Source organism: Porphyromonas circumdentaria (assembly GCF_900167105.1).
Classification (GTDB): domain Bacteria; phylum Bacteroidota; class Bacteroidia; order Bacteroidales; family Porphyromonadaceae; genus Porphyromonas; species Porphyromonas circumdentaria.
The window spans coordinates 163,597-176,318 of the sequence record NZ_FUXE01000002.1 but is presented as its reverse complement, the minus strand read 5'-3'; the positions used below and the strand labels follow the sequence as shown (position 1 = coordinate 176,318).

Below are 12,722 nucleotides of genomic sequence, written 5' to 3'. Positions count from 1 at the left end.
GTGATATTAGTAGTTTAGATGGAGAGGCTCGCATAGATAAGCAGTATTATATCAGCAGTTTACCACCCGAGGAGTGTCAGTTAATTGGACAATATATTCGAGGGCATTGGGGGATTGAGAATAGGCTTCATTGGCATTTGGATGTAACCTTTAGGGAAGATGCTTGTCGAGCTCGTAAGGATTATTCAGCCACAAATCTAAACACGTTGAGAAAGTTTGCTTTAGCCATTGTTTCTCAGTATAAAGACAAACTTTCCCTACGGAAAAGGTTGTTTAAGGCTGCTTTAAATATAGACTATCTCAAAAAGCTGCTAAAGATTTGATGCGGTTGCCCTGCTATTATTGGGCTTTATACAGCCCTTTTAATAGTGATTGTGTAAATCTTTTCGTACAAATTGACCAATGTAAAAATGCTCCCTCTGAGATTGTTGCATAGCTTTATACCCATTATGTAGAGTATTATATAAACCTCTCAAAAAGAGCTTTGCCGACTTTGAGTTTTTGGGTATTGTCTTCCCTTGATTTTAAGAAAACCATACAATAAATCTCGTGGATTTATCGTATGGTTTTGCTTTATCGCTGACTTATTCTGCCAGAGTTCCTAAAGGATTTGTATCTTTTGAACGACTTGTCCTACTTGGAGGAAATAAACTCCTGCCACAAGGTTGCCTGTAGATATATTTATTTCGTTGCTCTGTATTCGATGGGTATATAAAAGAGCCCCGTTTGCAGAGTAGAGACACAGTACACTTCCAACGTATTCGCTGGGCAGAGATATACCTATGTTTCCCTTTCTTATACTTACTTGTAAGGGGGTATTGTCAAGAATTGTATTGGATGTTATTTTGGAGAGTTTGAACAGATTCCAAGGGGAGCTTGCTCGATACAAAGCAAGTGAGGCCTCAGGGACGAAAAGATCACAGCGTCCATAGTCCATGCTCCCAAATACATTTTCTCCGAGCTTTATATTCGCAGGATTGTCGGCACGTAGCACTATATTGTACAGAGCTGTGTTTTCTAAAGCGACAGATTTAATTTCCCTGATAGTGGAAGGTAAATCGATATGTGTAAGACTTTTACACCCCGAAAAAGCTGCTCCAGCAATGGTTTCAACTCCCTCTGGTACAGTGACAGCCTTAGAGTGATTGACTGGCAGGTTGTAAACAGTCTTACCCTTAGCATCCATCAATATATGTTCATGTAGTTTGTATTGAGAACCTTCGGGTAGTTCAAAGAGTATAGCAGTCCCCTTGAAAGCTCCATCTCCAATATGCTCAAGAGATATGGGTAGTTTAAGTGTGGAGATGGAAGTACACCCCTCCAAAGCAAAATCCCCTAACTGCTTCAATCCATTCGGGAGAGCAAGCTCCGTCAGTAGAGCATTATTGAGAAAGGCAGAATTCCCGATTTTTACCATGGCATCACTTAGGACTATCTTTTTAAGTTTAGTACAATGAGCAAAGGAGAAATCTCCTATCGTGGTAATCAGATTGGGTAGAACTACTTCACTCAGGGAGGTACACTTGCTGAAAGCCGATGTCCCTATTGCATCAATATTGGAAGAGAATACGATGTGCGTAAGTGCCTGACAATCGGAAAAAACCTCATCTTTAATCTTTGTGATTGTGGTGGGGATCGTAATTTCTCCCAAGGAGATACAACCTTTGAAGGTAGATGCTCCTAACTCTTCGAGCTGTGATGGGAGTGTGATACCGCCAAGGGCAGAGCAGTTAAGGAAGTTGCCGCCTCGGAAACTTTTTACAGACTTGGGGAGCATAACCTTGGCAAGGGCGGTGCAACCCTTAAAAGTATGAGCACCGAGCGAAACTATTGCGCCCGAAGCCGAGAAAGAAGAGAGAGAACTCATTTGTTCGAAACTATTCTCGGGGATTTCTGCTTCTTTATACTCTTGATCTCCCTCTAATGTTCCTCCAGTACCGCTATAGGATGTTATGGAGATATTAGAAAGAACTAAAGTTTGCAGATTAGTGAAACGTTGTACGGTCTTAAAGTCTCTGGCATCTAACACCCCGCTAAGAGTTAGAGACTTAACAGTAGAGAATTGGTTCGTTTTTACCAAAGAGGCCAAACTGCCTGCTTGAGGTACTGCAAGGGTCAGCTCTTCCTTTTGCACCTCCTTCCAAGGAGCCAACGTCATTGCAGACTGAGCAATGCAACGTACCGAGAAGCCCATGAATTTATCGTCCATATAGCTGTTTATGGAGTGAGAGTCCCAGTAAAGGCGTATGAATAAAGCCTTTGTGTCGGAGTAATCACTAATAGTTGAGGTCCAAAAATAGGCTTGTCTGTTAAGGCCAGAATACCCATTGAAATACTTACTCGTAGAGGTACTTCCATAGGGTTTCATATCGAGCATTGTAGCGTTATTGCCAGGGAGTAATGTGCCCGTTGCACTTGGGGGCTTGATCCACTCAGTTTTACTTTTGAGCATTTCTCCCGCGGTATAAGATAGAGACGCTGTTTCGTAGTCAAATGTCATGGCTCCTTGGGGATCGATATATTTTGCCAAAGTCTCCCAAGCTTCCATGCTGGGTACAGTCCAATTTTTAGGAGCGATAGATATTTCACTCTTTACAGCATACCAATTGTATAGTGCCCCCATTTTATCTCTGTTCGCTTTGTTGCCGTCGTAGTAGGTCATTGCTGGAGATTGGGTCTTTTCCCACTGATCTTTGGATAGATTAGTCGTAATCATAGAGCCATCGACGAAACGATCGCTACGGAGGTTCTCTCGCATCCAAATTTGTGTACCTACTTTGGCTAAAGCATAGCGTTCTGTTTCATCTCCTCTTTTGTCTTCGAGTAGATAGGGCTTTAGTAAGGCCTCTTGGGCATTGTTTATGGGTTGGTACGATAGTTCGCCTTTGTCCGAAAGAAACAAATTGCCTTGCCAACCTCCTACCTCTTCTACGGAGGAGGTATTACTTGTCGCATTAAAGAGTATTTTCTTAGCTTCGTCTATTTTGTATCCCACAGAGAAATCTATTGTTCGATTGTTTTGTGGCAAGTAGAGGAGTACCATGGTTTCTCCCTTTTTGTCTACCACTACGTATTCTTTGACCAACAATCCCAGTTCGTTTTCTCCATCGCTAAGTAGCAGGATATTACTCGCTTCAAAGTTTAATTTCTCAGGTGTGGGCAGTTTTACCTGAGCGAATGCCTGCACGATACAGCAGGTTATGCACAGCATAGTCGCAATGCCTTTTGCAATTACTCTTTTCGTCATCTTTTTAGTTGTTTAGGATTAAATGTTTTTCCATTGGGTTACAAGATTTTTTTGCGAGATATTTGTTCCTGCGGGCAAATATAGTTAAATGAACGCAACGGTGGAGCGAAAAAGAGTATAAGTTGTAGATAAGCCCCGAACGAGATAGTTCCCTTAGAGGTAAGCGAACGAAAAAATGTACTTCACAGTAATAAAAACTTTTACAGAGTAGCAATTTATTGCTTTGCACCTATTAGTTTTTCTATACGCAATCTTAATACACATATATTAAATTTGAATATATGTATATTGAACCTTAGAATATATATATTTAGATTGCGTATAAAGTTTTGCTTGTAATATAATGATTTTCAGCTTGTGTATAAAAAGATTTTAGGGCAAGTAGAAAAGCTGTTCTCTACCCTTCCTTTCGGAGTGTGCTGAAGAACGTAGAGTATTGTAGGGTATATGGTTTCTGCAAACTCACTTATGCAAGAGACGTTTTGAGCATAGAAAAACCTCACAAAAGGAGCTGTAAACTCGATTTGTGAGGTTTGTTTTCAAGAGTTTTCCCGTAGTACTTAGGGGAAAAATGATAACGGGCAACGACAGTTGTAAGTCGTCGACTGTTTTTATCGTTGCATACGGTTGAGGGTTTGTTGATATTCTTCCACGAGAGCCGACATAATCTCTGCAACGGGACGTACTTTAGAAATCTGTGCAGTTGCCTGACCTATTTCAAGTTCGCCCTCTATGAGATCTCCCTCAAAAATACCTTTTTTAGCGCGTCCCTTACCGAGTATCTCTTTGAGTTCTTCTGCCGAAGCACCTCTATCTTCTGCAGCAATAACTTGGTCGTAGAACTCTCTTTTGAGAATACGGGTAGGTCCTAATTTCTTAAGAACGAGAGCTGTGTCGCCTTCGCCCGCTTCGCAACATAGGTTTTTGAAGTTCTCATGTGCCGAACTCTCTTCGCTGATGGCAAAAAGGGTACCGATCTGCACCGCTTCTGCTCCCAGGCACATAGCTGCTGCCATGGCACGCCCCGAGGCAATCCCTCCAGCTGCTACTACTGGTATTTGTACGCTATCTGCTACTGAGGGTATTAGGCACATGGTGGTAGTCTCTTCTTTTCCGTTGTGTCCACCTGCTTCAAACCCCTCTGCAATTATGGCGTCTACGCCTGCCGCTTCTGCCTTTACGGCAAATTTGGAGCTACTTACTACGTGTAGTACTTTACATCCTGCTTCGTGCAACTTGGCTGTCCAAGTCTTAGGGTTGCCAGCAGAGGTTACTACAATAGGTACTTTCTCTTCTATGATAATATCTATAACCTTATCCATCTCTGGGTAAAGCAGAGGTACATTTACTCCATAGGGGCGTTGTGTTGCTGCTTTACATTTTACAATATGCTCTCTAAGGGTCTCTGGGTGCATAGAGCCAGCTCCAATTAACCCCAAACCGCCTGCATTACTCACGGCAGAAGCGAGCCTCCATCCGCTACACCAAACCATTCCCCCTGCTATGATGGGGTACTCTATTCCTAATAGTGATGTTATTCTATTGTTAGTCATCTGATTAAAACAATATCTTTTTATAATTACCAGTTACAAAGCTACTTCTTTATACTCAGAAAAGAGTAGCTAATAAGTGGGTATTTTCTCTCACTCTTCCATATTGGAAACAGCTTTCGTTGGGAAGTGTTCACGCTTCGACTGGTGTAGACACTTCTTGAAGCAGAGATTGTGCTCTGTGAATAGCTCTGTGGATGTTGGGGCAAATATTCTCTTCGCCCAAAAGAGTAGCTATACCCACTTGTGATAGGGTTTCATGAACGGTGTCGTTCACTCCCGAGAGAATGAGTGTGATATTTTCTTTTTGGCAGGCATTGACCATCATCTTAAGGTTATGTGCACCCGTTGCATCCATGAAAGGAACACGACGCATGCGCAAAATCCTTATTTGAGGACGTTTGCCTACGAGTTTGGTAACCTCTTCAAATCTGTTTGCTATGCCGAAGAAGAAAGGCCCATTGATTTCGAATACCTCTACTCCCTCGGGCACTTTTAGTTGCTCTTCCTGTACGGAAGGGTCTGTTTCATTGTCCAAGTCGATATGATTTTTGTGCAAAATCACATCGGTTGCTCTGTAAGTGCGACGCATAAAAAGAAGTACACTGAGCAGCATACCTATTTCGATGGCTATTGTAAGGTCGATAAGCACGGTGAGTAAAAAGGTTACCAGTAGTACAGCTCTATCGCCCAAGGGTCCTTTAAGTATGGCGGTAAACGACTTGATCTCACTCATATTGAAAGACACTACCATGAGAATTCCTGCCAAACAGGCCATAGGGATAAAGGCGGTTAATTGCCCTAAAAAGAGCATGATGAGAAGTAGGACAATGGTGTGTACAATACCTGCGATAGGAGTTTTTCCGCCGTTTTTTATATTGGTCATAGTGCGAGCAATAGCCCCTGTTACGGGTATCCCTCCGAAGAAAGGAACTACAATGTTAGCTGTTCCCTGAGCTATTAGCTCCATGTTTGAGTTGTGTTTTTCATTGATAGCTCCGTCTGCTACAGAGGCAGAGAGAAGTGACTCTATAGCTCCCAGCATAGCGATGGTAAAGGCCGAGGGGAGAAGTTGCCTGATCTTCTCCATACTCAATCCGATAGACTCGGCTTGGGGTAGAGAGGCAGAGAAAGAGAAGCGGTCTCCGATGGTTTCCATACCAGTTAGAGACGTAAATTCGTGCAGTATATATACCAGCAGAGTCATTACGATAATGGCAATAAGAGAGCCAGGGATGCGTTTCGAGATTTTAGGGAATAGGAAGATAATAGCAATAGTAAGTACCCCGATAGCGGTTGCCGTCCACTGAACCGTACCGAAAGAGTGTAGGTAAACCGCCCATTTCCCTAAAAAGTCGCCTGGAAGGGGCTCTGTGGTAAGCCCGAAGAAGTCTTTAATTTGAGTTGTGAAAATGGTTACAGCAATCCCACTGGTGAAGCCGATAATAATGGGATAAGGTATAAAACGGATAACCGTACCGAGACGAAGAAACCCTAAGAGAAGTAGTATAAGTCCCGCCATAAAAGTGGCGATAGCTAAGCCCTCTATCCCAAACTGCTGTATAATACCGTAAACGATCACGATGAAAGCCCCCGTTGGTCCCCCGATTTGCACGGAACTCCCCCCAAAAAAGGAGACAATAAAGCCCCCTATGATGGCTGTGATGAGTCCTTTCTCGGGGCTTACGCCTGAGGCAATCCCAAAGGCTATGGCCAAAGGAAGAGCAACAATGCCGACTATAAGACCTGCCATTACATCTTTGGCAAACTTCTCACGGTTATAGTCACGGAGACTTTTGAATAGTTGTGGGGTAAAATGCCCCCAAAGAGCAGAGGCGCGTTCGCTGAGCATCATACTTCTATTATTTCTATGGAATGTGAAAATTATGCTGCAAAGGTACTTCAAAAAGTAACGCTCTCAAAAGCTCTAATGCTTTTGTACAAAAGAGGTATAGCCTATGAGGTAGATTGGCTCTATAAGAAGAAGGGGAAGATAGTTTTTTACAACTTATCCCGACTCTGGATTAAGTAATCGGTTCGGAATTTTTTGTCTCTCGCTCTGTGCAGAGGTCTTAAAGAGTGGGTTAGTTGTTGAAGTCGAAGTTAATCCCCAAGCGCAAAGTCATCGGGTTGATGGGATAGTGGGCTAAGGAGAAACGCTTAGAGGGTTGGAGGAAAAGTTCCGTAGCATTGTGCATCATGAGGAAGAAACGCACGCGCCGTAATTTGAAGTTGGCAAAAAAATTAATCATCGGATAGTTGCCCACGAGCACGTCTCTCTGATTGATAAACTGCTGGGTCGCAGGTTCGTAGTAGGGAGCATGGTACATAGTGTGGTAATAGCAATCTGCCCCAATTTGTGTGCGCATAACTTTGGCTACATAGAAGTGAAGGTAAAGTGAGGCATAGGCAGATAGTTGCGGTAGAGGCATTACTTCCTGATGGCTCGATAGCTGATAAGAACCCTCCATCTGCCATCCTAAAAATCCCCAATGGTATTTATGGCGTAGTCGACCCTCCATTATTTGTAAGGGTTGGTTATACTGTTGGGGAAATCCGTCGGGTGCTATGTAGATTTGATTCCCTATTGTAGCTGAGTGTACAGAGATATCGGTTCCCCATTTCGGTGCCGAAAGCATACCCCCAAAAAGTAACCGACGGGTGTAGGCAAACTCTTGATCCCAACGGAAAAAGGTGCCGTGGTGATGTCGTAAAAGGTAGGGCGGTCGGTCTATATGTAGCGATCCTGTGGCTGTTATCCCGACAGGAATAGTACCTACCTTAAAGGCACTTTGAATCTTGCCATCGAGGTGTAAGGCACCGATATCACTACCCAAAACCGCTATTTCGCCACCTGCATCGAAGTTTAACCCCGTACCGCTTTTTCGCTCAATGCGCCCTCCTATAAAAGTTGAGAACTCGTGGGTGTTGCGGTTCGTAAAGAGGGTATCTCGCTGGAAGAACGTCCTATTCTCCAGACGAGCATAGGCGGTTAGCCCAAACTTCATCCACGGACGGAAGCCCTCACGTAACGAAAGGGCTACGGTGTTTGAGATTTGCGTCATACGGATAGAGTCAAAAGGCAGTACCATAAGAGTATCTGTTTTGAGACTGCTCTTCTCTTCCCATAGATAGGGGTAGGTGCGTTTGTAAATGGTATCTAAGCCATTATTCTTGCCTATATAAAGTCGCGTTCCTCTGTCATAAGAGAAACGATGGCTAATACTACCCACAGGAACGAAAAGAGTAGTATCTTGTTGTGTAGTTTTTCCGTCGGGCAATCTCTCCCCGCCTCTAAAACTGCGATAACTACCCATGTTAAATCGATGAGAAGCAAATACGTGTCCGACAAAAAGGGTATTACCTACACCATTGGGAAATCGTACGGGTATCTCTATGGATTGTAGATTGCTTCTGCCCCCGCCAAATCCCGAGGGGTTATTGATATGTTCGTCATTTTTAACTCCTCCATTCTCACTCATGCGGAGGTAGTTATTGCCTGCCGAGGCGTATAGTTCGTAGCGGGGTAGAGATATACTCCCAAAGAGCCGATAGCTTATCCCTTGAGAAAGATTGCCGATGTATTGTCCCCGAGAGAGAGTGTAGTTAAAGTCGCCCCCTAAGGCAATCGGCTTTCCTATGTTTAGTGCCATGGTCATATCCAACTCTTCCTCTCGTTGGTTGGCAGCACCATTCCTTTGATAAAGCATGTTGGTGTAGGGCGATTGCGTATCGTAAAAACAGATAGAGGGAGCGGCATAGAGAATGCCTTGATAAGCCGAACCAAAAATAAAAGGATTCGAGGGGTAGTCTCTATCGAAATAGGTTTTGAAGTGTCGAGGTCCTATTAAGTTTCCGTTGTATCCCATGGCAAGCCCTTTCCCCTCTACAATTGTAGTTCGATAGTAATCAAGGGCAATCGTATCTACATTGCTCTCGTAGGGCATGCCAGTTATGGGGTGTAGTTTGAATCCCCTGAAGGTATTTCCTCGGTTGATAAGTTCTACATCTCCTCTTTCTTTCTCTCCTTCGATGAAATAGCCCGTTTGTCCCCATGCAAAAGAGCCGTACGTCTGACCCAAGAGCAGTAGGCAAAGGAGCAGCATGCTCTTCGCCGTGGGGTAAGATAGTAGAAGCTTTTTCATAGGGTTGCTTGTAGGGCTGTTTCTTCTCATGAATGTATGCAAAACAATCGAGGTGTGATGTTGTTTGTCGTGCAGGAGTAAGAGGTTAGTTGCGCACTGTTAAACCCTGCGGAGAGGGGTGCACCGAGTAGCGGCGCAGGGGAGTGCGTGCTGGTTCGGATAGAGGACTTCCGTCTCCATACTGTATACTAAAGCGACTTTTACACTGAGGGCATTCGCCTTCGTAACGGTCATTAAAGAAGATTTTTACCTCTCTTTTTCGCTCATAGGGGCATGAGAGGTCGTAGGCATAAAAGGTGTTATTTCCTTGTAGAGAGTGTATGATTAATAGTCCTCCGTATCCAATGGCAGAGTGGGCAACCTCCGTATGTTCTACGCGTAGGTATCCTCCAGGGGGGATGAGTGCTTTCCCAATCGAGGAAGAGAAATCTACCTGATAGTATACAGGGTAGGGAGGGATGGTACTCTCCGACTCGTACAGACATCCTACCAAAAGAGACGAAAGAAGGCTCGAAGCCAAGAGAAGGGCGGTCCCTCTCCTCTTGCCTAAAAGCCTTCTTATGTAGGAGCAATGTTTCTGCATCAATTAAAGGATATGCTACTGAGTAGCTCTGCTACTTTTTCGACGCCTTCGCTCATGGGCTTTGCTACCATAGCCTTTGCAAATATAGGTACATCCGCTTCCAAAGTAAGAGTAAGAGAGGTAGTCTCCTCAGAAAGAGGGGTAAGTATCAAACTTAAAGAGCCGTTTACAGGAGCCCCTTTGGGAGATACGCTTACAAGAGTGGGCTCTTCTCGTTGTACAATGGTAAGCTCGATATTGCCAACAATGCTTGTTTCCAAGAAACATGTATCTCGATTTTGTACCACTATGGAAACCCCACCTACAGCTCCCTTTTCTGCGAGAGGTCGCAGATTCTCAAAGTTGGATACTTTGGCAAAAACGAGTGCAATGGGAGCCTTTATTTCTCGGGGTGTACTGCTAACTTTCATTATGTAGTGTTGAACAATAAAAGAGCTATTTACTTACCCCAGTTGGCAGGGTCTTTACGCCACTCCTGAAGTACTTCTTTTACGTCGGAGCTTATATAGCCTGTGCGGAGAGCCTCCTCGATAACTGCATTGTAGTTACTGAGTGTGTGCATCGCTACACCAGCCTCTGCAAAGAGTTTTTCTGCCACTTCGAAACCATGAGTATATACGGCATAGAGACCTAATATATCGGCACCCGCATCTCGCAGAGCTTCTACTGCTTTTAGGCTGCTACCCCCTGTAGAGATAAGGTCTTCTACAACGAGTACTCGGCTCTTTTCGGGAAGATAACCCTCTATAAGGTTTTTCATTCCATGATCTTTGGCTTGTGAGCGTACGTATACAAAGGGGAGGTTTAGAGCATCGGCCACAAAAGCACCCCAAGAGATAGCTCCTGTGGCAACCCCTGCTATAACTTGTGTTTCTGGATAGCGGTCTATGATAGCTTTGGCCATAGCCATTTTTATATAGTTACGTGCCTCTGGATAAGAGAGTGTGCGGCGGTTATCGCAGTAAATAGGAGATTTCCACCCTGAAGCCCATGTAAAAGGTTCTTTGGGACTAAGGCGAACAGCCTCTACTTGCAGTAGATAGCGTGCTACTGTTTGTTCTGTCAAGTGATCCATAATATATGTATTGGGTAAAAAGATACTATTTCGAGTTTATTGATTTAGTAAATCAGGGCGCAATCGTTGGGTTCGTTCGAGAGCTTGTTCCTGTTTCCACGCTTCGATTTTTGCTTGATGTCCACTGAGGAGTATATCGGGCACACGCCATCCCCTAAAGTCTGCGGGGCGGGTGTATATGGGGGGAGCTAAAAGATTGTCTTGGAAAGTGTCGCTTAGAGCACTCTCGGCATCGCCAATTACACCAGGAAGAAGGCGCACAATAGCATCGGTCATAACCGCAGCAGGTAGCTCTCCGCCTGTAAGAACATAGTCTCCGATGGAGATTTCACGGGTTATGAAGTGCTCCCTGACGCGATGATCAATCCCTTTGTAATGCCCACAGAGAATGAGAAGATTTTTCTTTAGGCTCAGTTCGTTTGCAATGGGCTGACAGAACTTTTCGCCATCGGGAGAGGTGTAGATAATCTCATCATATGTACGCTCTTTACTCAAACTCTCAATGGCATTGGCTATAGGCTCTATACCGATAATCATGCCTGCCTCGCCTCCGTAGGGGTAATCGTCTACCCGACGCCATTTATCGTTGGAGTAGTCCCTCAGATTATGTAGATTGATAGATACATGCCCCTCTCGAACAGCTCTGCCAACGATGGAGATAGAGAGCAATGGCTCAATCATTTCGGGTAATATGGTGATAATATCTATATGCATCATAGCAATCTGAACTCTCCACAAAGGTAACAATATCAGAGCAATAGGGAATAGGGTATATCTCAATTACAACAGGAGGTTTAGAGGTGTCGAGAGTTCTTTTTGATGTTTTTTGATGAAGCGAGCCAAGGGAACAGGAAAAGCATAGTTGGCGAGTTCCTCCTGAGTAACGTGTAAAAATGGCTCCGAAAGGGACTCTTGCCCCGTTTGCTCGGCTCGGTATACCCTGATGTGTAGCAATTGGTGGCTTAGTTTATGCTCCATTTCAAAACTCGGTGCAGAGAGGCTTTTTATTGTCATAGGTGCAAACTCTACTTTCCATAGGTCTAAAAGTTCATTAGCACAGGTGCTTTTGTTTGTTTCCATTAGAGGAAACTCATACAACCCTCGCCATATATCTTTATCCTCTCTTTTTCGGATGAAATATCCTCCAGAGGATGAGGCGATAACGATATAATTTAAGTATCGGTGGCGTATAGATATTTGCTTTTCCTTATAAGGGTATAACTCTACCTCTGGAGTGCCAGAGAGGGCACAATGTTGCGAGATGGGGCATGCCGAGCATTGAGGCTTTTTGGGAGTGCAGATAAGTGCTCCCAGTTCGATGACCGCTTGGTTGAAAATAGAGGGCTCTGCCGATTTGAGCAGGGAACTTACGGCCTCGGTTAGTACTTTCTTTCCCGTAGTTGTGTCTATAGGGATAGTGCAAGCCGTTATGCGACTCATTACTCGGAGTACATTGCCATCTACGGCAGGATAGGCCGAATTATAAGCAAAAGAACTTATGGCACCTGCTGTGTAGTCTCCTATGCCAGGCAGGGCTCTTATCTCAAGAAACTCTCTCGGGAAATGCCCATCATGCTGCTCCATGACCATCTGTGCCGCTCGGTGTAGGTTACGAGCGCGGCTGTAATATCCCAAGCCTTGCCAGAGTAATAGAACTTTGTCTTCGGGGGCTTCTGCCAAGTCTTTGACGGTAGGAAAGTGAGCTATAAATCGTTCGTAGTATTCGAGGCCCTGATTGACCCGTGTTTGTTGAAGGATGATCTCCGATACCCATATTCGGTAGGGGTCTTGTGTTTCCCGCCATGGAAGAGCTCTGTGATGAGAGAGGTACCACTCTTGAAGAGCTTGGGGAATGCGTTGGGAGATGGGGAGAGGCATAGAGAAAACATCGTTCTAATTAGAGGCACAAAGATAACGAGAGAAGTGTAATGGAAGAAACTTCATGCTATAAATGCCTCCTGCATGGTAATAGTAAGAGAGAAAAAGTGTGCCAAGAAGAGCATTGAAATCTACTTGCAGGAGGGAGGATTTGTGCTCTTGGGGATGGAGCTTGGCAAAGTATTTTGCCACTGAGAGTATGATACTTCTTTTTGGGGAGTGTAAATATTTGAGAAAAAGCTCT

Annotated in this window: 10 protein-coding genes; 1 reads left to right on the top strand and 9 read right to left on the bottom strand. The window is 44.3% G+C overall.

The genetic code is table 11. The features are described from left to right. Positions 1-323 (top strand): ISAs1 family transposase (locus B5D06_RS01510; RefSeq protein WP_143742555.1); only part of this gene is annotated, 323 nt, incomplete at its 5' end. 278 nt (positions 324-601) lie between these two features. Here the strand turns inward: B5D06_RS01510 and B5D06_RS01505 are convergent. The 9 genes from B5D06_RS01505 to mutY form a co-directional block, all read right to left on the bottom strand. Next, positions 602-3,247, bottom strand: a complete 2,646-nt coding sequence (locus B5D06_RS01505) for a leucine-rich repeat protein (protein ID WP_078736265.1) — start codon at positions 3,245-3,247, stop codon at positions 602-604. Positions 3,248-3,858: 611 nt separating this feature from the next. Beyond that, positions 3,859-4,800: an NAD(P)H-dependent flavin oxidoreductase gene (locus B5D06_RS01500; RefSeq protein ID WP_078736264.1), complete on the bottom strand. Its 942-nt coding sequence runs from the start codon at positions 4,798-4,800 to the stop codon at positions 3,859-3,861. A gap of 130 nt (positions 4,801-4,930) precedes the next feature. Beyond that, positions 4,931-6,652: a SulP family inorganic anion transporter gene (locus tag B5D06_RS01495; RefSeq protein WP_234989534.1), complete on the bottom strand. Its 1,722-nt coding sequence runs from the start codon at positions 6,650-6,652 to the stop codon at positions 4,931-4,933. Positions 6,653-6,881: 229 nt separating this feature from the next. Then, entirely contained in the window at positions 6,882-8,942 is a 2,061-nt protein-coding gene (locus B5D06_RS01490) for a putative porin (RefSeq protein WP_159442662.1), read from the bottom strand. Between the two features lie 85 nt (positions 8,943-9,027). Further along, positions 9,028-9,525: a Rieske (2Fe-2S) protein gene (locus B5D06_RS01485; protein ID WP_078736262.1), complete on the bottom strand. Its 498-nt coding sequence runs from the start codon at positions 9,523-9,525 to the stop codon at positions 9,028-9,030. Then, positions 9,525-9,935 (bottom strand): SRPBCC family protein, encoded by a 411-nt coding sequence (locus tag B5D06_RS01480; protein WP_078736261.1) that lies wholly within the window; start codon positions 9,933-9,935, stop codon positions 9,525-9,527. Before B5D06_RS01480 ends, B5D06_RS01485 begins: the two co-directional genes overlap by 1 nt. 29 nt (positions 9,936-9,964) lie before the next feature. Further along, the gene (gene pyrE / locus B5D06_RS01475) at positions 9,965-10,600 is read right to left on the bottom strand and encodes an orotate phosphoribosyltransferase (protein ID WP_078736260.1); all 636 of its coding nucleotides are present in this window, start codon (positions 10,598-10,600) and stop codon (positions 9,965-9,967) included. A gap of 36 nt (positions 10,601-10,636) precedes the next feature. Next, entirely contained in the window at positions 10,637-11,314 is a 678-nt protein-coding gene (gene trmD, locus B5D06_RS01470) for a tRNA (guanosine(37)-N1)-methyltransferase TrmD (RefSeq protein ID WP_184227855.1), read from the bottom strand. Between the two features lie 66 nt (positions 11,315-11,380). After that, positions 11,381-12,478 (bottom strand): A/G-specific adenine glycosylase, encoded by a 1,098-nt coding sequence (gene mutY / locus B5D06_RS01465; protein WP_078736258.1) that lies wholly within the window; start codon positions 12,476-12,478, stop codon positions 11,381-11,383. Between the last annotated feature and the right edge of the window lie 244 nt (positions 12,479-12,722).